This is a genomic window from Dyella japonica A8, assembly GCF_000725385.1.
In the GTDB taxonomy this organism is placed as follows: Bacteria; Pseudomonadota; Gammaproteobacteria; order Xanthomonadales; family Rhodanobacteraceae; genus Dyella; species Dyella japonica_C.
This window is the reverse complement of record NZ_CP008884.1, coordinates 3,229,505-3,250,653: the sequence shown is the minus strand read 5'-3', so window position 1 is coordinate 3,250,653 and position 21,149 is coordinate 3,229,505. Positions and strand designations below refer to the sequence as shown.

Annotated in this window: 17 protein-coding genes; 8 read left to right on the top strand and 9 right to left on the bottom strand. The window is 64.2% G+C overall.

Annotated elements, in window-relative coordinates; translation table 11 throughout:
• Positions 1 to 188: 188 nt before the first annotated feature.
• On the bottom strand, positions 189 to 824 hold the full coding sequence (locus HY57_RS13560) for a response regulator transcription factor (protein ID WP_026034314.1): 636 nt from the start codon (positions 822 to 824) through the stop codon (positions 189 to 191).
• Between the two features lie 268 nt (positions 825 to 1,092).
• Here HY57_RS13560 and HY57_RS20930 point away from each other — a divergent pair, with 268 nt between their 5' ends.
• The 3 genes from HY57_RS20930 to HY57_RS13545 all read left to right on the top strand — a co-directional run bounded on the left by HY57_RS20930 (position 1,093) and on the right by HY57_RS13545 (position 6,852).
• The gene (locus HY57_RS20930) at positions 1,093 to 4,923 is read left to right on the top strand and encodes an ATP-binding protein (protein WP_158407933.1); all 3,831 of its coding nucleotides are present in this window, start codon (positions 1,093 to 1,095) and stop codon (positions 4,921 to 4,923) included.
• A 117-nt stretch (positions 4,924 to 5,040) separates the two neighbouring features.
• The gene (locus HY57_RS13550) at positions 5,041 to 5,346 is read left to right on the top strand and encodes a BON domain-containing protein (protein ID WP_019467482.1); all 306 of its coding nucleotides are present in this window, start codon (positions 5,041 to 5,043) and stop codon (positions 5,344 to 5,346) included.
• 117 nt (positions 5,347 to 5,463) lie between these two features.
• Positions 5,464 to 6,852: an FAD-containing oxidoreductase gene (locus tag HY57_RS13545; RefSeq protein WP_026034315.1), complete on the top strand. Its 1,389-nt coding sequence runs from the start codon at positions 5,464 to 5,466 to the stop codon at positions 6,850 to 6,852.
• 194 nt (positions 6,853 to 7,046) lie between these two features.
• Here HY57_RS13545 and HY57_RS13540 read toward each other — a convergent pair whose 3' ends face one another.
• The 8 genes from HY57_RS13540 to HY57_RS13505 form a co-directional block, all read right to left on the bottom strand.
• Positions 7,047 to 7,829 (bottom strand): 3-keto-disaccharide hydrolase, encoded by a 783-nt coding sequence (locus HY57_RS13540; RefSeq protein WP_019467484.1) that lies wholly within the window; start codon positions 7,827 to 7,829, stop codon positions 7,047 to 7,049.
• 19 nt (positions 7,830 to 7,848) lie between these two features.
• Positions 7,849 to 8,751 carry a hydroxypyruvate isomerase family protein gene (locus HY57_RS13535; protein ID WP_019467485.1) on the bottom strand — a complete coding sequence of 301 codons (903 nt, stop codon included), beginning with the start codon at positions 8,749 to 8,751 and terminating at the stop codon, positions 7,849 to 7,851.
• Between the two features lie 75 nt (positions 8,752 to 8,826).
• Positions 8,827 to 9,882 carry a sugar phosphate isomerase/epimerase family protein gene (locus tag HY57_RS13530; protein WP_019467486.1) on the bottom strand — a complete coding sequence of 352 codons (1,056 nt, stop codon included), beginning with the start codon at positions 9,880 to 9,882 and terminating at the stop codon, positions 8,827 to 8,829.
• A gap of 35 nt (positions 9,883 to 9,917) precedes the next feature.
• The gene (locus HY57_RS13525; protein WP_019467487.1) at positions 9,918 to 10,508 is read right to left on the bottom strand and encodes a gluconate 2-dehydrogenase subunit 3 family protein; all 591 of its coding nucleotides are present in this window, start codon (positions 10,506 to 10,508) and stop codon (positions 9,918 to 9,920) included.
• A 10-nt stretch (positions 10,509 to 10,518) separates the two neighbouring features.
• Positions 10,519 to 12,210 (bottom strand): GMC oxidoreductase, encoded by a 1,692-nt coding sequence (locus tag HY57_RS13520; RefSeq protein ID WP_019467488.1) that lies wholly within the window; start codon positions 12,208 to 12,210, stop codon positions 10,519 to 10,521.
• A gap of 46 nt (positions 12,211 to 12,256) precedes the next feature.
• Positions 12,257 to 13,135 carry a sugar phosphate isomerase/epimerase family protein gene (locus tag HY57_RS13515; protein ID WP_019467489.1) on the bottom strand — a complete coding sequence of 293 codons (879 nt, stop codon included), beginning with the start codon at positions 13,133 to 13,135 and terminating at the stop codon, positions 12,257 to 12,259.
• Positions 13,136 to 13,176: 41 nt separating this feature from the next.
• A complete protein-coding gene (locus HY57_RS13510; protein WP_019467490.1) occupies positions 13,177 to 14,394 on the bottom strand; it encodes a nucleoside permease in 1,218 nt (405 codons plus the stop codon).
• Positions 14,391 to 15,587 (bottom strand): Gfo/Idh/MocA family protein, encoded by a 1,197-nt coding sequence (locus HY57_RS13505; protein ID WP_038579848.1) that lies wholly within the window; start codon positions 15,585 to 15,587, stop codon positions 14,391 to 14,393. The genes HY57_RS13510 and HY57_RS13505 overlap by 4 nt, the downstream gene beginning before the upstream one ends.
• Before the next feature lie 442 nt (positions 15,588 to 16,029).
• Between HY57_RS13505 and HY57_RS13500 the strand changes: the two genes are divergently transcribed.
• From HY57_RS13500 to tssC, 5 genes are all read left to right on the top strand, one after another.
• Positions 16,030 to 17,010, top strand: a complete 981-nt coding sequence (locus HY57_RS13500; protein ID WP_026034316.1) for a LacI family DNA-binding transcriptional regulator — start codon at positions 16,030 to 16,032, stop codon at positions 17,008 to 17,010.
• 64 nt (positions 17,011 to 17,074) lie between these two features.
• Positions 17,075 to 17,884: a hypothetical protein gene (locus HY57_RS13495; protein WP_019467493.1), complete on the top strand. Its 810-nt coding sequence runs from the start codon at positions 17,075 to 17,077 to the stop codon at positions 17,882 to 17,884.
• Between the two features lie 21 nt (positions 17,885 to 17,905).
• Positions 17,906 to 18,586 (top strand): hypothetical protein, encoded by a 681-nt coding sequence (locus HY57_RS13490; RefSeq protein ID WP_019467494.1) that lies wholly within the window; start codon positions 17,906 to 17,908, stop codon positions 18,584 to 18,586.
• A gap of 531 nt (positions 18,587 to 19,117) precedes the next feature.
• Positions 19,118 to 19,621 (top strand): type VI secretion system contractile sheath small subunit, encoded by a 504-nt coding sequence (gene tssB, locus HY57_RS13485; RefSeq protein ID WP_019467495.1) that lies wholly within the window; start codon positions 19,118 to 19,120, stop codon positions 19,619 to 19,621.
• A 6-nt stretch (positions 19,622 to 19,627) separates the two neighbouring features.
• A complete protein-coding gene (gene tssC / locus HY57_RS13480) occupies positions 19,628 to 21,121 on the top strand; it encodes a type VI secretion system contractile sheath large subunit (protein ID WP_019467496.1) in 1,494 nt (497 codons plus the stop codon).
• Positions 21,122 to 21,149 lie beyond the last annotated feature (28 nt).

Genomic DNA, 21,149 nt, shown 5'->3' with positions numbered 1-21,149 from the left:
AGCGCTTCACCACGCCCTGGACCTGCATGGCGCGGGATGGGGCGTGGTGTTTCTTCGCCCGCTGCCCGCTCTTCATCCTGGCAAGGGCGGGAGTGCACGGGAGTGGCTAAGTAGATCTACTTGGCTTCCCGTGTTGATTTTGCGGATGCGGCAGCCGCAAGTGCTGGCTCAATCTAGCGACTTTCCGGTCAGCACAACCCATGCTCATGCGCGTACGTGTAAAGCTCCGGGTCGTTGCGCAGCCCCAGCTTGTTCATGGCGCTGATTTTCTGGTGGCTGATGGTCTTCACGCTGCGCCCGCGCTGAGCGGCGATTTCGGAAACGGACCGTCCAGAGGCGAAGAGCCGCAACACCTCGGCCTCGCGATCCGTCAGCGCGACACCGGGTGCCGCGTCGCGCCGCGATGCCGCGTGGAACAGGTGCCGCGCATTGGCGCTGACGTAACTGTCGCCGGCAACGACTGCTCGCAGGGCGGAAGCCAGCTCGCTCATGCCATCGGACTTGATGACGAGGCAGGACACGCCCCGGTCATGGATGGCGCGAAGCAGGGCGAGGTTGGTCAGCATGGTCAGCACGACGATGGGCAGGTCAGGCCGAAGGCGCCGGATCGTGTCCAGCATGGCGAGGCCGTCTTCGTCGACATCGCCCGGCATGCTGAAGTCGGTGACGAGGAGGTCGCAAGGCTCGGTACGGATGAACGCAACGAGCTCGTCGGCCGTCGACGCCTCGCCGACGACCTGGACATCGGCGATTCGACTGATCTCCATGCGGACGCTGGAGCGCACAATGGGGTGATCGTCGGCAAGAAAAGCTCGGATGGGCATGGCTGGCTGGACGGTTGATCGGGAAACAAGGTGGCAAGGATAGCGACCACGTCACGCCAAGCGATTGTCAGTCCGGGCAATTCGGATGTTTCTCATGGATGGTGCTTGTTCACGATTCTTATCCTGATGTCTTGAATCGATCAGACAGGGGACGTTTATGCATCGTGGTTGGCGGGCAGGCAAAGCGAATCGGCATGCCCCGTGGTCGTGCCATTCCGCCGCGGATACAGCTGTCCAGGCGTGCCGTCGGCTTGCATGGATGCTGGCCATGTTCGTGGCGACGACCTGTGCACAGGCCTCCACGGACATACCGGTGACGCTGACCCCGCAGGAATCCGAGTGGCTTGCGGCCCATCCGGTGATACAGGTGGGCGTATACGCCGGGAACCATTTTCCGCTGGAAGCCTGGGTGGCGGGCGCGCCGGATGGCTTTGGCGTGGACTACGCGAAGCGCGTGGCTGGCAAGGTAGGGTTGCGGTTGCAGTTCCGCCCCTTCACGGATTGGGACTACATCGCCTTCGACGACGTGGACAAGCCCATTCCGTTTGATCTGCTGGTAGCCCAGCCTTACGGGAGGAGCACGCGTCTTGACTATCTGAAGCCCTATGTGGAGTCGAACTTCGTTCTGGTCACGCGCAAAGGTGACCTGAAGATCGTCGACGAAGGGAGCCTGGCGGATAAACGTATTGCCATGGAGCGGCTCGGCAAGTACTTCACTCGTCAGCTGAAGACACGCCTTCCGGCCGCCACGGTGGTCTACTCCGACGATGCCAGGCAAGCTCTGGACCTGGTCGCGCAGGGGCAGGCAGATGCGTTCATTGGCGCACTCGGCCGCACGCGCTGGCTGCTGGCCGAACGCGAGCGCGACGACCTGGTGATCCTGGCCCGCCTGCCGGACATGGGGGTCTTGCGCGCTTCACTTGCCGTGCCGCAAGGCGAGACGATGCTGGCATCGATTCTGCGCAAGTCGGAGGCCTCGATCAGTGACGATGAGCTGGCCAACCTTCGAGCGCGCTGGGGCCTTACTGTCGACCTGTCGGCGCCCATTCCCCATGGGCACCACCTGACCACTGACGACCGCCAATGGCTTGCCGGCCTCGGCACGATCCGGGTCGGCTATGAAACCGATCGCTATCCCTACAGCTTCATGGACAAGGATGGCGGGCTCGACGGTCTGGCCAACGATTATCTCGAGGTGGTCAAGAACGAACTCGGCCTGCGGCTGGAGTTCGTGCCGGCGCGGGATCTGGATGACCTCCAGCGCCGCGTGGCAGCCAAGGAGGTGGACGTGGTCGCTGCCGCCATGTCCACGGACTACGACCCCTCGAGCATGACCTTTACGCGCCCTTATGAGCACTTTCCTGAAGTGATCGTGGCGCGCGTCGGTGGCCCAGCCATCGCGGGGCCCGAGGACCTACGCGGCAGGAAGGTGGCCGTGCGGGAAGAGGAAGGCCTGATCGACGGACTGAAAGTGCTTCTGCCGCGCACCGAGCTGGTTCCTACAGTGAGCAACGACGAAGGCCTGGCGCTGCTGGCCAAGGGTGATGTGGCTGCGTATATCGGCACCTTGCCGGCCATCGACGCGCTCATACGTGATCGTTACGCGGCCACCTTGCGCGTGGTGGCACCCGTCGGGCTGGATCAGGATTTCACCTTCGGCGTCAGCCGTGACAAGGCTCGCCTGGCCAACCTGATCGACAATGTCATTGCCGGGCTGAAGGACAATCAGCGACAAGCCATCCGCGGCCGCTGGCTCCGCGCCGATTACAACTATGGCGCGCCATGGCGATGGGTGCTGATCGGCTTGGCCATCAGCGCATCGGTGGTGGCCATCATTGGATTCGGCTACAAGCGCATGCGGGATGCCGAGGCCCGGGCGCGTGCCTCGGAACAGCGCCTCCTCGATACCAATGAAAACCTTCCGGGCGTGGTCATGCGCCTGCTTGTCGATGTGCATGGCAAGCGTTCCTACGAATATGTCAGCGGGCCCACGCTTGCCCTGTTCGGCATGTCGCACCAGGACATTCTGTCCGGCGCATCCAGTCCACTGGATGTCGCACAGGAGGGTGACCGGGAGGCGGTACGTGCGCTGGTGGGCCAGTCCTTCCACGCGCATCACGCGGAAGCGATCGAGTTCCGCACGCGCGTCAACCATGCCACGCGCTGGATACGTGCCCTGGGTGGCGAGCCCAAGCCTACGGACCACGGCGGCTATTTCTGGAGCGTCTACTGTGCCGACGTGACCGTGCTGAAGGAGCACGAACAGGCGCTGGTAGAGGCCAAGGCCACGGCCGAGGCCGCAGTGGCGGCCAAGAGCGCCTTCCTTGCCATGATGAGCCACGAGATCCGCACGCCCATGGCTGGCGTGCTGGGTTTGGTGGAGCTGCTATCCAAGACGCCACTGAACGCCGAGCAGTCGCATATGGTGGGCATGGTGCAGGACTCGGCCGAGTCGCTGCTGCAGATCCTTGACGACATCCTGGATTTTTCCCGTATCGAAGCGGAAAAGCTCGAGCTGGAACCGGAGCCGTTTGATCTTCGCCTGCTGACCGACAGCGCGATCGGTACGTTTGCGGCGCGTGCGCAGCAGAAGCATCTTCACCTGTACCTGGTGCAGGACTGGCGACTGGCTTCTGAGTATCGCGGTGACGCCAATCGCATCCGCCAGATCATCAATAACCTGCTGAGTAACGCGCTGAAATTCACCGCCACCGGGCATGTGATGCTGCGCGTAGACATGATGGGCGAGAACGGTGGCGCACATCGCCTCCGCTTCTGCGTTACCGATACAGGTATCGGCATTTCACAGGATCAGCTCAACCGGCTGTTCCAGCCCTTTACGCAGGCAGAGGCATCCACCACGCGCCGCTTCGGCGGCACCGGGCTTGGCCTGAGCATCTGTCGCCGGCTGGCCCACATGATGGGCGGCGATGTTCAGCTCAACAGCGGGGCCGGAAGCGGCACCCGCGCCATCTTTGAAGTCGATCTGCCCGTGACACAGGCGGCATCCGGCGTGCACGGCATGGCGGGCAAGCGCGCCCTGGTGTGCACCCGCGACGCGACGCTCGAGCAGGAGCTGGCCAATGCGCTTTCCGCCATGGGCCTGATGGCCATGGAGATCGATCCCGAGGATGTTGCCGAGTTCACCGCGGAGGACGTGGATGTCTATGTGGCCGATGCGGAGCTGATCGAAGAGGGCGTCATCGTCGCCGGTGCGCCCACCATCCATGTCCAGGGCGATACCGATCCGCGGGGTTTCCGTGTGGACGGCGGCCGGATCATGCTGTGCGGCAGCCCGCTGCTCTGGCGTTCGTCGGTGGAGGCCTGTCGCATGGCGCTGGGCCTGGGGGCGGCACGCGCGGCGACGTCAGTGGCGATGCCGGATGGCGCCCGCGACATCCGCGTGCTGGTCGCCGAAGATCATCCGATCAACCGTGCGGTGATCGGGCGGCAGCTGGACCTGCTCGGGTACGAACACCTTGTCGTGGAAGACGGACAGCAAGCCTGGGCGGCTCTGCAGGAGGGGCATTACGACATCCTTATCACCGACTGCCACATGCCGGTACTGGATGGATACGCGCTGGCCGAACGCATACGGCACGCGGAAGCCGGCCAGGCACGGCATCTGCCGATCATCGCGCTGTCGGCGAGTGCGCTGCCCGAGCAGGTCGATCGATGCCGGCGGGCCGGCATGGATGATTTCCTCGCCAAGCCGGTGCAACTCGATGAGCTGGAGCAAAAGATCGCCGGCATCAGACATCAGGCGGTGACCGGCGCCGTCGACGGCGGGCGATCCGGCAGGGACCGGCTGGCCTATCTCACCAACGTATTCGGCTCCGAAGCGCAGGTGAAGACCTTGCTCGAGGGGTTGCTCGATGCCGGTAACGCCGACGTGGCGAAACTCGACCTCGCACTCGCTGAACACGACACCACGGCGCAGCACAACCTGATTCATCGTCTGGTCGGCTCGTTGCGACTGATCGATCCCGGCATGCTGGAATCCGATGGTGATGAGACCCTGTCCGCGCGTCGTGACGCCATCGTGGCCCAGCTTGGGCAGATTCGGGCGCTGGTCGAGCAGCTGCGCGCGCGGTTCTGAGTGCTCGCCCGGGTTTCGCGCGCATCCGCCCATTGCACGCGCGATTCACGCCGGGCAGTGGCTAATAGGCCGCGTAGCGATATCGCATCGTCGCGGGGTAGGGATATGAAGCTTGCAATGCCGGGCTGGCTGGGCCTGTTCGTGGTTGGTCAGGTCATGGCCCTTCAGGCGCCACCACATCAGGCGGCGTCACAGATCCACAGTTCGGAAGATGCGCAGTTGCAGGCCTCCGTCCGCCAGGCCATCGCCAACGACGCGTCTTTGTCCGATGCCGGGCACCACGTCATGGTCATCGTCTCGGACGGCGCCGTGGTGTTGCGCGGCCCGGTCAGGAACGATGCGGAGAAATCGCGGATCGATGCCCTCGTGCGGAAGGTGACTGGCGTAAAGGAAGTCACCAACGAGATCGATGTAAGGCAGTGAACCCTCCGCGTTGCGCCCGCGAGCAAACGGCGCTGATACCGGCAACTCCCTGCATTGACGGTTCCTTACACGCCGGAGTGCCACGCTTACCCGCTCCAGGCGGCGTGAGCAATGGGCATGAGCAGGCGATTTGACGCGATCGTGGTGGGCGCGGGGCAGGCCGGTCCTTCGCTGGCCGCGCGCCTCGGCGCGGCAGGGCGCAGCGTGGCGCTGATCGAGCGCAAGCTGATGGGCGGCACCTGCGTCAACACGGGCTGCATACCTACCAAGGCCATGGTGGCCAGCGCCTACGTGGCGCACATGGGGCGCCGCGCCGCCGAATACGGCGTCTCGACCGGCGGGCAGGTGAGGGTCGACATGGAAGGCGTGTGGAAACGCACGCGTGGCATTTCGGAGCGTTCGCGCGGCAACGTCGAGTCCTGGGTGGCCGGCATGCCGAACGTCACCCTGATACGCGGGCACGCGCGGTTCGAATCGCCCCGCGTGCTGAGGGTGGGCGACGAGGTCATCGAAGCGGAACACATCTTCCTGAATGTCGGTGGCCGGGCTGTGGCGCCGGATTTCCCCGGTGTCGACACCGTGCCGTATCTCACCAATGTCGGCGTGATGGACCTGAAGACGTTGCCGCGCCACCTGCTCATCGTCGGTGGTAGCTACATAGGCCTGGAGTTCGGCCAGATGTTCAGGCGCTTCGGCGCCGGCGTCACCATCATCGAACGCAGCGAACGACTGCTGCCCCGCGAAGACCCGGATGTCTCCGCCGCCATCGCGGGCATCCTGCAGAACGACGGCATTGCCCTGCATCTGGGGGCGGAGTGCATCGAGCTGGAGGGAGCGGCCGGCGATGTGGGCGTGATCGCCCGCTGCGCTGAGCCACGCATGGAAATCCGTGGCAGCGATCTTCTGCTGGCCGTCGGTCGTCGCCCCAATACCGATGATCTCGGGCTGGAGCACGCCGAAGTGGAAACCGACGAGCACGGGTACATCGTGGTGGACGACCAGTGCCGCACCAATGTCGATGGCATCTGGGCGATGGGCGATTGCAACGGCCGGGGCGCCTTTACCCATACGTCATACAACGACTATGAAATCGTAGCGGCCAACGTGCTGGACGATGAACCACGGCGCATCTCGGACCGCATTCCCGCCTATGCGCTGTATATCGATCCGCCCTTGGGTCGCATCGGCATGACCGAACACGAGGCGCGGCAGCGTGGCTACGACGTCCTGGTCGGCATCCGCCCCATGACGCGCGTGGGCCGCGCCATCGAGCGTGGCGAGACCCAGGGTTTCATGAAGGTGGTGGTGGATGCCCAAAGTGAGCGATTGCTCGGTGCGGCCATGCTAGGTGCAAGCGGGGATGAGGCCATTCACAGCCTGCTGGACGTGATGTACGCGGATGCTCCGTATCGCATCGTGACCCATGCGGTGCATATCCACCCCACCATCAGCGAGCTGTTGCCAACGACCTTGCAGGATCTGCATCGCGTATCGCCGCCGCAGTGACGCACTATCCCGGTGTCGCTGAGCCGGCTTAAAGCGCGTCCACGATCTCTGGATATCCTCACCGTCATTCCCGTGCAAGCGGGAATCCAGTGCCTTTTCGCGGCCCATGGAGACGCTGGATTCCCGCCTGCGCGGGAATGACGGTGAGGGGAGTCGACTCGGCGGTAGATCGTGCACACGCTTTAAGCGGTCGATCAATCCAGCGGTCGCACCCAGATATTGCGGAAGCTGATCGGCGGCGACGGATCGCCGTGTGCCTGAAGCTTGATGGCCGCCTCGGCGTACGGCTTGTACGTCGGCTTGCCGATGTAGAGCGTTTCCCCGGTGAGCTGGGTATGGTTCTGCACCAGTACGCCGTTGTGGAACAGGGTGACGTACGCTGGCGACTTGAGCGTGCCGTCCGTGGCGAATACGGGCGCGCTCCAGACAATGTCGTAGGTCTGCCATTCGCCCGGCGGACGCATGGCATTCACCAGGGGAGCCGCCTGTTTGTAAACGCTGGCGGCCTGTCCGTTGACATAGGTCTTGTTCTGCCACGAATCGAGGATCTGGATCTCGTAGCCCTCGTCGCCCGGCCCGGTGGACGCAAGGAACACGCCGCTGTTCCCTCGCGCCTGGCCTTCGCCGGTGACGTCCCGCGGCACCTGCCATTCCAGGTGCAGCTGATAATTCCTGAAGTGTTGGCGGGTCTGGATGTTCCCCGTGACCTTGTCGACCGTGACCACGCCGTCATGGACTTTCCAGCGTGCCGCGGAATGGTCCTTGGAGGTTTCCCACTGGCTGAGGTCGCGGCCATCGAACAACACGACGGCGTCCGCGGGTGGCGCGCCTTCCCGGTTGCCCGGCATGACGGTCCTGGGCACGGGCTCCCATTGCTCGGTGGCCTTGGGGTCGGTGGGCGTGGCCGCCTGTGCCCAGGCGGATGCCGGCTCTGTGGCCGCAAGCGCGAGCAGGGCGATGGACAGGGAGTGTTTCATGAGTGTTCCCGGTGAAGGTTCATACCGTGCATATCCTGAGCGCTTCGGCGAAGGAGGCGAACGGGTCCGCTTGCGCGGGCATGAATTCGTGCGCGATGAAGCCCTGGTAGTCGAGGTCTTCGATGGCCTTGGCGATCGCGTGATAATTGAGTTCCTGCGTATCGTTGATCTCGTGCCGGCCCGGCACGCCGCCAGTGTGGAAGTGCCCGATCCAGGCGATGTTGTCGCGGATGGTGCGTATGACGTCACCCTCCATGATCTGCATGTGATAGATGTCGTAGAGCAGCTTCACATGAGGCGAGCCGACGCCCTTCATGACGGCCACGCCGAACGCGGTGCTGTCACCCTGGTAGCCGTGGTGATCCACCTTGCTGTTGAGCAGCTCCACGCACAGGGTGATGCCGTTTTCCGCCGCATAAGGGGCAATCTTTGACAGACCCTCCACGCAATGGGCGAGGGCCTGGTGCTCGTCGATGCCCGGCCGGCGATTGCCGAACATGGTGATCAGATTCTTCACCCCTGCCTGCCTGGCGAGCGGAATGGTGGTTTCGATTTCCTTGATGAGCAGGGCGTGATTGGCCGGGTCGTTGAAGCCCGTGGCGATGAAGTCCTTGCGTCGCGACGGATAACCCATGGATACGGCAAGGCCGCTGTCGGTCACAGTCGACCACTCGTCGGTGTACAGCAGATCCACGCCGGCGAAGCCCAGCGCCTTCAGTCGTTGGCAAAGCGAGGACAGGGGCTCGTCGGACGTCCAGCGACTCAGCGACTGCTTGAGGCGGCCCGCCGCCGGTTTCTCCTGCGCGGCCTTGTTCGGCGAGGCGTCGACGGAGGGCAGCCATGATGCTGCACCAAACGCAGCGGCCGCCGCGATGCGCCCCAGCGCGTCGCGGCGCGTGATGCCGCGGGAGTGATCTGTCATGGCCTGTACTTCCCCGATCGGTTGGCAGGTGGATGGGTGAGGCGGTACGCAACGGTCTGGCGTCGCGCCATGGGCTTAGTCGATGCCAAGCAGCTGGCGATTGAACGCCGGATCGGCTTCGGTTGCGACGAAATCGTCGAACGCGCGAGCGGTCACCGGGATGATGTGGTCGCGTATGAAGGCCGCGCCTTCCTTCGCGCCGACCAGCGGGTCTTTCAGGCAGCACTCCCATTCCAGCACGGCCCAGCCTGGATAGTCGTACTGCGCGAACTTGCTGAACACCGCGCCGAAATCGATCTGCCCGTCACCCAGTGAGCGGAAGCGGCCCGGGCGATCGATCCAGTTCTGGTACCCGCCATACACGCCGGATCGCCCGTTGGGACGGAACTCGGCGTCCTTGACGTGGAAGGCGCGGATACGGTCGTGATAGAGGTCGATGAACGCCAGGTAGTCCAGCTGCTGCAGCACCATGTGGCTGGGGTCGTACAGGATGTTGGCGCGCGGGTGGTGGTCGACGGCTTCGAGGAAACGCTCGAAGGTGGCGCCGTCGTGCAGATCCTCGCCCGGGTGCAGCTCGAAGCACACATCCACGCTCGCCTCGTCGAAAGCGTCAAGGATAGGGCGCCAGCGCCGGCCCAGTTCCGTAAACGCCTGCTCGATCAAGCCCGCGGGGCGCTGCGGCCATGGATAAAACAGGTGCCAGGCCAGCGCACCGGAAAACGTAGCGTGCGCCGACAAGGCCAGATGCCGGCTGGCCCGCGCGGCCAGCTTGAGTTGGTCCACGGCCCAGGCCTGCCGCTCCTGCGCATGGCCGCGCAGCGCCGGTGGAGCAAAACCGTCGAACAGCCGGTCATAGGCGGGGTGCGACGCCACCAGCTGGCCTTGCAGGTGCGTGGAAAGCTCAGTGACCACCAGCCCATGTTCCGCCAGCATGCCGGCGATGTCGTCGCAGTAGGTCTTGCTGGCCGCTGCCTGCTCAAGGTCGAACAGGCGCTGGTCGTTGGTGGGAATCTGCACTCCGGCAAAACCCAGCGACGCCGCCCAGCGGGCGATGTCGGGCAGGTTGTTGAACGGCGGTTCGTCACCTGCGTACTGGGCAAGGAAAATGCCCGGGCCCTTGAGTGTCTTCATGCGTGTTCACCCGGTCTGCGCGTGGGGCCCATGGGTCAGAGCGCCAATGCCGTTTCGACGGCCCAGGCCTTGCCGTTGCCCGCCTTGGCAAGCGGAACGTCGGCCTGGTAAGCGCCCGGCACCGCCGCGTATTGCAGCACCTGGGTACAGCCCGGCTCGGACAGGAAGAAGCCCGTCATGGTGAGCCGCTTGGTCATCAGCACGAAGTCGGCTGCGGGCTCGGGCGTGTCGCCCTTCCCGGTGGAAAGCGCCGCGCCGTGGAGTTTCGTCACCAGCGCCTTGCGCTGCGCTTCGTCCAGTTGCAGGAACGGCCTGGCGCCGGCGCGTTCGAACGAAGCGAGCGCGCTCAGGTAACGCGCCTGCTCGGCCTTGGTGTAGACGCTGGTAAACATCTGGTCGATGAAGGCCGGCACGCCGGCATCAATGGCGCCCGGGGTGCCACCGCGCGGGATGATGATGTCGACCACCGCGCTCACCACGTCGATCTGCGCCTTGCTGAAGAACTGCGGCGCAAAGCCCGGTGCCTGCGCGGCAGCATAGGCATCGGAGATGGCCAGCAGTGACGGTGCGGCCACGGCCCCCATGGCCAGGGTGGAAACGCATTTCAACCATTCGCGACGATTCATGGCGATGTCCTCAAATATTGCCGCGCTTCAGTTCTTCGACGGCGTGGCTGGCGGCGCGCGCGGTCAAGGCCATATAGGTGAGGGAAGGGTTCTGGCAGGCGGACGAGGTCATGCACGAACCATCCGTGATGAAGACATTCTTGCAGGCGTGCATCTGGTTCCAGCCATTGAGCACCGAGGTCTTCGGGTCGCGCCCCATGCGGGCGGTGCCCATCTCGTGAATGGCTGCGCCGACGTTCGCCTCGACATGGTATGGCTTCACGTCGCGATAGCCGGCCGCGGTCATCATCTCCATGGCGTCATCGACGATTTCCTTCGTCATGCGCTTTTCGTTCTCGCCGTGCGCCACGTTGAAGTTGAGTATGGGCAGGCCGTACTTGTCCTTGCGGTCGCGGTCGAGCGTGACGTAGTTGTCGTGGGAGGGCAGCATTTCGCCGAACCCCGACATGGCCAGCCGCCACGGGCCGGGCTCTTCCGCGGCGCGCTTGAGGTCTTCGCCCAGGAGGGGCTCGTCGACCAGTCGCGACCAGTTCTGGCGACTTGCGCTGCCCTGGTAGCCGAAGCCGCGCAGGTAAGGGCGCTTCTCCGAACCGAGGTTGCGGTAACGCGGTATGTAGAAACCGTTGGGACGGCGGCCAGTGTAATAGCGGTCTTCGTGGCCATCGACGGAGGCCGAGACGCCGTGGCCAAAGAGGTGGTCCATCACGTTGTGCCCCAACTCGCCGCTGTCGTTGCCAAACCCGTTCGGGAAGCGGCTGGAGGTGGAGTTGAGCAGGATGTGCGTGGTGCCAAAGGTTGAGGCGCAAAGAAAGATCACGCGCGCAAAGTATTCCGTCTGCTTGCCCGTCTCGGCATCGAGCACGCGCACGCCGGTCGCCTTGCCCTTGGCGTTGTCGTAAATCATCTCGTGGACGATGGCGTTTGGTACGATCGTCATGTTGCCGGTGCGCTCCGCCGAGGGCAGCGTCGACGAATTGCTGCTGAAGTAGCCGCCGAACGGACAGCCTCGCATGCACAGGTTGCGATACTGGCAGGTGGCGCGCTGTGGGCTCTTGTCGTGCTTGAGCGGCGCGGAAAGATTGGCCGTGCGGCCGATGATGAGCTTGCGGTTGAACTTGTCGGCCAGCCTGCCGGCAAATTCCTGCTCGACGCAGTTGAGTTCCATCGGCGGCAGGAACTGGCCGTCCGGCAGCTGCGCCAGGTGTTCGACCGATCCGCTCACGCCGATGAACTCTTCCACGTAGTCGTACCAGGGCGCGAGGTCGGCGTACCGGATGGGCCAGTCCACGCCGACGCCGTCCTTGCCGTTCGCTTCGAAGTCCAGGTCGCCCAGGCGGTAGCTTTGCCGGCCCCACATCAGCGAACGGCCGCCTACGTGGTAGCCGCGGAACCAGTCGAACGGCTTGGTTTCCACGTAGGGATTGTCGAGGTCGTCGACGAACCAGTGCTTGGTGGACTGCGTGATGCCATAGAACGACGGGCGCGTATGGATGGGATGGCGCAGCACATCCTCCCGCGTCGGCTCATCGGCGTAGGGAAGCTCCCACGGGGCCTTCATGGCCGTGGGGTATTCGCCGTGCTTGACCATGCGGCCGCGATCCAGCACCAGGGTCTTGAGCCCCTTTTCCGTGAGTTCCTTGGCAGCCCAGCCGCCGCTGACGCCGGTGCCGACGACAATGGCATCGTAGGTGTTGTTGTTCATGGTGATCCCTGGGAACAAGCTGTCGGTTCGTGGAGTGGCGTGCTGCTCAGCGCAGCGGACGCAAGTAGTCGTAGTCGATGCGCGCCGCGTCGAGCTGGCCCACGCGACTGAAGGGGCCCTCCTGCTCGACGAAGCAATGCCGGAGCCCCGAGGCATCCGCCGCCGCCATGATGGGTTTGTAATCCACCGTGCCGCGCCCGAGTTCCGCACCTGGATACTGGTTCAGTCCCGGGGAGGGCAGGAAATCCTTGGCGTGCATCAGCGGGATGCGCCCCGGGTTTGCCTTGAAATAGTCGGCGGGATTTTTGCCGCCCACGTGCACCCAGCCGCAATCGAGCTCGAACTTGACCAGTGCCGGGTCGGTTTCCTTGAGCAGCACGTCATAGAACGTCTGCCCGTGGCCGACATCGGTGAACTCCCGATGATGATTGTGGTACGCGTACTGCAGGCCGGCCTGCTTCGCCTTCTCGCCCACCTGGTTGGCGAACTCGGCCGTGCGCTTGGCGCCATCGAGGGTGTAGCCGGGTTCGCCCGTGCTTCCCTTCATCTTGCCCATGAAGGACGGCAGCATGCTGCTCACGATGTATTGCGTGCCCAGCGTATGCGCCGCTTCGATGCCAGGTTCGATGCCGAGGCTGTCGAAGTGCAGGCTGGGGCAGGCCAGTCCCGTTTCGTTCAATTGGTCGCGCAGCGTCTTTGCCGTCGAGGTGACGATGGCCTCGATTTCCGTATAGCCGATCGACTTGAGCGTCCTGAGCGCGCCCATGGGGTCGTCCTGATACGCCTTGAGCACCATGTACAACTGGATGCCGAGTGACTTGCCTTGCGCTGCCGCGGCGAACAGCCGGCCGGGCATGTTGGCGGCGAGCCATGCCGCGCCGCCGAACAGGGTGGATCGAGCCAGAAACTGCCTGCGGGTCATCATGAAGCGGTCTCCTGGATGGCCAGGTATGGGGGAGTATGGGGTCAGGCCGTGGTGGGAACGGGGCGGCTCGCTGCCACCCGGCGCTCCTTGAACAGCAGCACGAACAGCACAAGGACAAGGCCGGCGCATCCACCCGCGATCAGCCAGATGTCGTGCCAGTCGTGCGTCACCACGCCTTGGGCACCGGGGCGAGCGTAAGTGTCGACGACCACGCCGGATAGCCACGAGCCGACGAACATGCCCAGGCCGTAAGTGAGAAAGGTGATCAGGCCCTGCGTGGCGGCACGCAGGGAGGGCGGCGCTTCGCGGTCGATGTAGATCTGGCCGACCACGAAGAAGAAGTCGAAGCAGATGCCGTGCAGCACGATACCGATCCACAGCATCCACATCAGCTGGTCCGCATCACCGTAGGCGAACAGCGCGTAACGCAGCACCCATGCCAGCATGCCGACGGCGAGCATGTATTTCACGCCGAGTCGCCGGAAAAACCAGGGAATGAGCAGCATGCACAGCAGCTCGGACATCTGCCCGCCCGTCATCTTGCCGGCAGCGTTGGCTACGCCGACCTCGTTGAGGAACAGGTTGGTGAAGGCGTAGTAGAACTGCAGCGGGATACAGATCAGGAACGAGGCCAGGGCAAACACGGCCATCGAGCGGTCGCGCAGCAGGTGCAGCGACTCCAGCGGCAGCGCATGGCGCAGGGCGAACTTCTGGTGGCGCGCCAGTGGCGGCGTCGAGGGCAGGGTGAGGCAGTAAATGGCCATGAGCACGGAAAGCGCCGCCGCCAGGTGCAGTGGTGAGGCAGTCGCTTCCACGCCCCAGGCGCCCACGACCAGACCCACCACGATCCAGCCGATGGTGCCGAACACGCGGATGCCGCCAAACTCCTCGCGAGGATCGTCGATATGCCGCATGGCGAGCGACGTGGTCAGTGCCAGCGTGGGCATGTAGCAGAGGCTGTAGGCAAGCAGCGCGACGTACAGCACCGGGAACGCATGCTGTTGCGCCGCCAGTATCAACAGGCCGGCGCCCAGGACATGCAGGACGGCCAGCACAACGCGCGTATCGAACAGCCGGTCGGCCAGCAGGCCAATGAATAGCGGGGAAATCATCGCGCCGACGGCGGTGGTGCCAGCGATGGCGCCGATTTCCCGTCCGCTGAAGTGCAATGCCTTGCCCAGCCAAGTGCCCACCGTAACGTACCAGGCGCCCCAGATGGCGTACTCCACCAGCATCATCAACCGAAGGCGCCACTTCATCCGCGTTCCCCCTTTTTGCGTTGCGGTTCGATCGGGTTCTCGACGTCCTGCCAGATGCCGCCGGCCGCGTGACTGCGGAGCATGGCGTCGATCACGAGACTGTTGCGATAGCCATCGGCGAAGGTGGGCAGGGCCGGGGGCCGGGTTTCCGGCGTCGCGCCGCGGCGGATCCACGCATACGCATCGGCCATCAGGTTGCGGAAGGCATCGGCCCAGGCTTCCGGATGGCCGGCGGGCAAGTGAGCATAGCCACGTGCCGCTGTATCCAGCTGTGCGGGATCTCTCGCCAGCACGGTATTGGCCTGCGCGTGATGGCCGATCCACAACTCGTTGGGTTGCTCCTGCTGCCACGCCACGGAAGCAAGGCGGCCGTTCACCTCCAGCCGCAGGTCGTTCTTGTGCCCGGGCAATACCTGTCCCACCACCAGACAGCCACGGGCACCGTTGTCGAAGCGCAGCAGCACGCTGGCCAGGTCTTCGCTGGTGATCCGGACAGCGCGCCGCCGGGCCGCCCTGGTCGGGTTGGCGAACGCCTTGGCGGATATCGCCGGGGCTTGCCGCACGGGAACCGCCGTATGCAGGTCGGCCAGCACGGCCGTGATGCGCGAGCCGGTGACGTGCTCCGCCAGGTCGCACCAGTGCGAACCAATGTCGCCCAGCGCGGAACTGGCACCGCCCAGCCGGGGATCAAGCCGCCAGGAGTAGGTCCGCTCGTCGGTCAGCCAGTCCTGCAGGTAGCGGCCATGCACGAACACCGGCGCGCCGAGCTTGCCCTTGGCGATCATGCTGCGGGCCTGTTGCACGAGGGCATGGCCGCGGTAGTTGAAGGTCACGACATGCGCCACGCCGGCCGTGCGCGCCGCTTCGAACAGCTCGCGGCTCTCCTGTGCGCTGCTGGCCAGTGGCTTGTCGGAAATAACGTGCTTGCCCGCGCGCAGGGCGGCCAGGGAAACCTCTTTATGCAGATGATTGGGCGTGGTGTTGTGGACCACGTCCACGGCAGGGTCGGCCAGCAAGGCCTGGTAGCTGTCGTAGGCACGGCCAACGCCCAGTTCGCGCGCCCGCTTCGTGGCGGATTGCGGACTGGAGCCGGCGATGCCGATAACGTCGACCAGGCCCAGTCGACGCACGGCATCGAGGTGGTGCGCGGCAATGAAGCCCGGGCCGACGAGGCCCATGCCGAGCCTCTTCATCGAGTCATCCCGGGTGAACCGCCTGATGCGGATTGGCCTGTCATTTCCCCTCCGGTGCGTCACTGCAATCTGCAATGTATTCGATTACATCGGCATGAAACATGGGGTTTCAGCCCATGACCAGGGCTCCCCTTGAGCTTGCCTGGCCAGTCACTACGTTGAATCGGCTAAAATATGTAGCAGAAGCCTAAAAGCAGATGCAACGATTTCATGTAATCCATTACATTGCACTGCATCAATGCGCGACCGACGGGCAGGGCGGGCCGGCGCTTTTTCGCGAGGCGCGCCGGACAAAGTGGCGGTGCTATCGTCCCAAGCAATGCAACAAAGGAAGGAGGCGGGGCTTGTGAGTGCGGACGGATCCAGGCGTAAACGCCAAGGCACCGAAGGCGGAAAGCCGGGGGGCGAGGCCCAGCCAGCGCGTGCGCGAACGGTCAAGGAGATCGCCGCTGCCGCCAACGTGTCCGTGGCGACGGTGTCGCGCGCGCTGCAGCGCCCCGAGATCGTCAGCGAGGCGACGCGCCAGCACATCCATGACGTGGTCAAGCGCCTGGGTTACACGCCCAACGCGTTGGCGCGCAACCTGCGCACGGCGCGCACCCGCCTGATCGTGGCGCTGCTGCCCGACATTGCCAACCCGTTTTTCTCCGAGGTGATCCGCGGCATCGAGCAGGTGGCGCACGAGAGCGGCTATTCCGTGCTGCTGGGTGAAACCCAGGGCAGCCTGGTGCGCGAGCAGGCCTATGCCGACATGGTGGCGGCGCGGCAGGCGGACGGGATCATCACCATGTCGCATCGCGTGCCGGCCATCCCGATGCCGGGCCGGCTGCCCGTGGTCAATGCCTGCGAGTACGTCAAGGACAGCCAGATCTCCAGCGTCTATGTCGACAACATCGCCGCGGCGGGCATCGCCGTCGATTACCTCGTCATGCTCGGGCACTGCGATATCGCCTTCATCAGTGGCCCGCCGGCAAGCCCCATCTGCGTGGATCGCGAGCAGGGCTATCGGCTAGCGCTGCAGCGGGCCGATATCGCCATCAACCCGGCATTGACCGTCGCCGGTGACTTTTCGATCGAGGCGGGCGAGCGCGCCATTGAACTGCTGTTGTCGCAGGGGCAGTCGTTCACGGCGGTGTTCTGCTCCAACGATGAAATGGCCATCGGCGCCATGCGCGCGCTGAGCGCCCGCGGCCTGCGCGTACCGGAAGACGTCTCGGTGGTTGGCTTCGACGACATCCGCTTCGCGCGTTACATGTCGCCGGCATTGACCACCATCGCACAGCCCAAGAACGCGCTGGGTCGCGAAGCCATGGCCATGCTTATCGAGCTGCTCAACGATGTGGATGTGCCGGCGCGCAAGCGCGTACTCTCCGCCGATCTCGTTGTGCGAGGATCGACGGCGCCGCCATTACGGGGCAAGTAGCCGGTTGCGAGGGCCACCGGCGGAGGTCGTGCCGGGTGTATTTGTAGATTCAGGGAGAAGAATCATGGGTACCGGACATCACCTGCGCCAACGGTTGGCATCCTTCGCCTGCCTGGCTGGCATCGGCCTTTTCCCGTGCGCCTGGGCCGACCAGGCAGGGCCAGTCCTCCAGGAGCAGACTGTCATGGGGACGGTGTCGCGCCTCACTGATCGGGCAACGACCAGTCGCGCTTTTTCCATCAGCGCGGTGAGCTTTGAGCCATCGACCCGGGAGTGGACCGTCCCTGTCTCGGCGGCGGAGGGGCAGGGCGTGGTGAAAAACTTCATCGCGACGATCAACGAATCCACCGGCCTGGCCTGCCTGCGGCTCCCGCCGGGCGCGGGGTGTGTCGTCACGATCGACATCCATCAGCAGGTCATCGATGCCAAGGCCAGGACCGAGGCCGAGCTGATGGCGCAGACGCATCCGGCACCGGATCTGCAGCAGATGGCCGAAGTGCTGATCCGCTATCAACTCGATCCAAAGAGATCCGGCGCCAGCGCATCAGGGGCGCAGGCTCTCTATTACGTGACACTGCAGTCGCCGGATAACGCCAAGGGCGTGGACTTGTCTCCCGAGGTGGTAACCAGACTCAGGCGTGATGGCATAGAGACTCATCCCGGCAGCGAATGGGTGCCGCCCGGGCGGGCCGCCACCAGCAGTCTGGCGATGCACTATTCGATTGGCTTGCCGGTGCGCCGGCCCGATGGCAGGTATGACGTATCCTTTGGCTATTACTGCGGTACGTTGTGCGCTGGCTGGTTTACGGCCGTCATGACCTACGATGCGGCCGGCTGGCATGTTGTTTCGACGGTGATGAACGCCATCTCCTGATGTCCTTGGCGCAGGCGTGACGTGGTCGCCATGCAGGTGCGACATGCGGAGGCCTTGATGTCACGCCACGAGGATTCACCCCAACCCGCGAGCCTGGGGTTGCGCGCATGCAAGGGCGGCGCCGTGGCGGTGGGTGTCGCCGCAGGGAACGATGTGCCGCGGGTCGTGCTTTCCACCTTCCTTGAAACGCACGCCGAGGGTGAGCGGCTTTCCCTGGAGCCTTACCGCGCGGCTTTCGACATGGTGCATGCAGCGGATGGCGGCAGCCTGGTGGACGCCGCCGAGGTCGTCGCGACGGGGCGCAAGCGGCAGGAGCAACTGGCAACCGCCAGCCTGCAACGTATCGTTCGCCAGATGCAGGGCGCGGGATACCGGGTGGTGATCGGGGCCCTGCTGACCAACCGCGCCGGATGGATCACTGACCTGCTTGGCTACAGTCTCGCGTGGCAGGAGCATGTGGCCGTTGCCGAAACCCTCGCCGTGCGCGAAGCGATCCGGCATGCCTTTGGCCTGTGTGAGCTGGTCCTTGTCGAACAGGATGAGAAATCGCTTCCCGCGACGGCCGCACAGGCATGGGGCATGACGCAAGCCGAGATCGACGCCCGCCTGAAGGCGCTTGGCGCCACGGTCGGAAGGCCCTGGCGGAAGGAGCAGAAGCTCGCCTGTCTTTCAGCCTGGCTGGCGACGCAAACACAGCCATGAGCAGCTCGAGCCGATAGCGGGTCATCCGAGACATGCGGCGATGTTTGCGTGCCTGATCGAATGCCATGCCTGCGATATTCACTTGCTGCATTAGCGGGCGCGAATGGAGATGCCGTTTGCCGCGCAGGTTCGATGGCTCGCAGTGGAACCACTGATTGCGTCGCTTGAATCGGGTCACGGCCGCACAAGGAAATGCGTAGGACTTTGGTCTTAGGCATGTGCCAATGGGTGCGAGCCGACGTGTTGCATCAGCGCGATAACGCAATAGCCGTAGCGCGTCACGGCATTCCATGAATGCCCACCGGCGAGGCGGTTGGTTCGTCATCGTGATGCCGCAAAACCGGCAGCAGCCGTAGCGAAATCGTCATGCGAAAACCCTGAGACGGAATGACGGGTAGTCGTTGTGGTTCGGTGCAAGACTGCGTCTTCATCGAGCAGTTTGCCGCGACGAATGCAGCACGGATGTGGCCGCGTTCGTCGCCACGCAATGCCTCGACAAGGAATTCCGCCCAATACGATGGGAGACTCCGCATGGCTACCCAGAGCAGCCAGAAGTTCATTGCCCGTAACCGGGCGCCTCGCGTGCAGATCGAGTACGACGTCGAGGTCTACGGCGCACAGAAGAAGGTACAGATTCCCTTCGTGATGGGCGTGATGTCCGACCTCTCCGGCGCGAATGCCGGCGAATTACCCCCGGTGGAAGAACGCAAGGCGCTAGAGATCGATGTCGATAATTTCGACAGCCGCCTCCAGTCGATGAAGCCGCGCGTGAGTTTCGCCGTGCCCAATACGCTCACCGGCGAGGGCAACCTCAGCGTGGATGTCACGTTCGAGAGCATGGACGACTTTTCGCCCGCCGCCCTGGCACGAAAGATCGCCCCGCTGGCCAAGCTGCTGGAGGCACGTACCCAGCTGGCCAATCTCGACACCTACATGGACGGCAAGGCGGGCGCTGAAAAGCTGATTGCCCAGGCGTTGCAGGATCCTGCACTGCTGCAGTCGCTGGCCTCTTCACCCAAACCGGACGGGGAGTGAGCACCCATGGCAACCGAGAAACTCGCCGAAGCCGGCGCCGCGACCGAAACCCTCGACGCCAACGAATTCGCCTCGCTGCTCAGTAAGGAATTCAAGCCCAAGAGCGATCGCGCCAAGGAAGAAGTGGAGTCGGCGGTGCGCACGCTGGCCGAGCAGGTGCTCAGCAAGTCCGACATCGTTTCCGAGGACGTGTCGCAGACCATCAAGGCCTATATCGCCGAGATCGACCGCAAGCTCAGCGAGCAGGTCAACCTGGTGATGCACCACGCCGACTTCCAGAAACTCGAAGGCGCCTGGCGCGGCCTCCATCACCTGGTGAACAACACCGAGACGGATCAGCTGCTGAAGATCCGCGTGATGAATATCTCCAAGAAGGACCTCGCCAAGACGCTCAAGCGTTACAAGGGCACGGCGTGGGACCAGAGCCCGGTGTTCAAGAAGCTCTATGAGGAAGAGTACGGCCAGCTTGGTGGCGAACCGTACGGTTGCCTGGTCGGCGACTATTATTTCGACCACAGCCCGCCGGACGTGGAGTTGCTTGCGGGCATTGCCCAGGTTTCGGCAGCGGCGCATGCGCCGTTCCTGGCCTCGGCAGGCTCCACGCTGATGGGCATGGACAACTGGAACGAGCTGGCCAACCCGCGCGACCTCGCCAAGATCTTCTCCACGCCCGACTACGCCGCGTGGCGCTCGCTGCGCGAATCGGACGACGCCAAGTACATCGGCCTGACCATGCCGCGCACGCTGGCACGCCTGCCGTACGGCGCCGCCACCAATCCGGTGGAAGAGTTCGATTTCGAGGAAGACACCGCGGGGGCGGACTCGTCGAAGTACACCTGGCAGAACGCCGCGTATGCGATGGCGGTGAACATCAACCGCTCGTTCAAGGAATACGGTTGGTGCACGCGCATCCGGGGCATTGAATCCGGTGGTGCGGTGGAGGGGCTTCCCACCCATACGTTCCCGTCGGATGACGGTGGCGTGGACATGAAGTGCCCCACCGAGGTCGCCATCACCGACCGCCGCTCCGCCGAACTGGACAAGATGGGCCTGATGCCGCTGGTGCACCGGAAGAACTCGGACATGGCCGCCTTCATCAGCGCGCAATCGCTGAACAAGCCGGAGGAGTACGACAACCCGGATGCCACCGCCAATGCGGCGCTGGCAGCCCGTCTGCCCTACATGTTCGCCTGCTGCCGCTTCGCGCACTATCTCAAGTGCATCGTGCGCGACAAGATCGGCTCGTTCAGCAGTCGCGAGCAGATGCAGAGCTGGCTGAGCAATTGGATCATGAACTACGTGGATGGCGACCCGGCCAACTCCACCGAGCAGACCAAGGCACGCAAGCCGCTGTCCGCCGCGGAAGTGGTGGTGGACGAAGTGGAGGGTGCGCCGGGTTACTACACCTCCAAATTCTTCCTCAAGCCCCACTACCAGTTGGAAGGGCTCACCGTGTCGTTGCGCCTGGTATCGCGCCTGCCGTCGGCAGCGCAAGCCTGAGCATCCCACCCATCACTCGTTTAGCGCG

Coding starts and splice junctions, on each gene's coding strand:
- HY57_RS13560 (WP_026034314.1), bottom strand. CDS start 824: ATGCCCATCCGAGCTTTTCTTGCCGACGATCACCCCATTGTGCGCTCC.
- HY57_RS20930 (WP_158407933.1), top strand. CDS start 1,093: ATGTTCGTGGCGACGACCTGTGCACAGGCCTCCACGGACATACCGGTG.
- HY57_RS13550 (WP_019467482.1), top strand. CDS start 5,041: ATGCCGGGCTGGCTGGGCCTGTTCGTGGTTGGTCAGGTCATGGCCCTT.
- HY57_RS13545 (WP_026034315.1), top strand. CDS start 5,464: ATGAGCAGGCGATTTGACGCGATCGTGGTGGGCGCGGGGCAGGCCGGT.
- HY57_RS13540 (WP_019467484.1), bottom strand. CDS start 7,829: ATGAAACACTCCCTGTCCATCGCCCTGCTCGCGCTTGCGGCCACAGAG.
- HY57_RS13535 (WP_019467485.1), bottom strand. CDS start 8,751: ATGACAGATCACTCCCGCGGCATCACGCGCCGCGACGCGCTGGGGCGC.
- HY57_RS13530 (WP_019467486.1), bottom strand. CDS start 9,882: ATGAAGACACTCAAGGGCCCGGGCATTTTCCTTGCCCAGTACGCAGGT.
- HY57_RS13525 (WP_019467487.1), bottom strand. CDS start 10,508: ATGAATCGTCGCGAATGGTTGAAATGCGTTTCCACCCTGGCCATGGGG.
- HY57_RS13520 (WP_019467488.1), bottom strand. CDS start 12,210: ATGAACAACAACACCTACGATGCCATTGTCGTCGGCACCGGCGTCAGC.
- HY57_RS13515 (WP_019467489.1), bottom strand. CDS start 13,135: ATGATGACCCGCAGGCAGTTTCTGGCTCGATCCACCCTGTTCGGCGGC.
- HY57_RS13510 (WP_019467490.1), bottom strand. CDS start 14,394: ATGAAGTGGCGCCTTCGGTTGATGATGCTGGTGGAGTACGCCATCTGG.
- HY57_RS13505 (WP_038579848.1), bottom strand. CDS start 15,587: ATGAAGAGGCTCGGCATGGGCCTCGTCGGCCCGGGCTTCATTGCCGCG.
- HY57_RS13495 (WP_019467493.1), top strand. CDS start 17,075: ATGGGTACCGGACATCACCTGCGCCAACGGTTGGCATCCTTCGCCTGC.
- tssB (WP_019467495.1), top strand. CDS start 19,118: ATGGCTACCCAGAGCAGCCAGAAGTTCATTGCCCGTAACCGGGCGCCT.
- tssC (WP_019467496.1), top strand. CDS start 19,628: ATGGCAACCGAGAAACTCGCCGAAGCCGGCGCCGCGACCGAAACCCTC.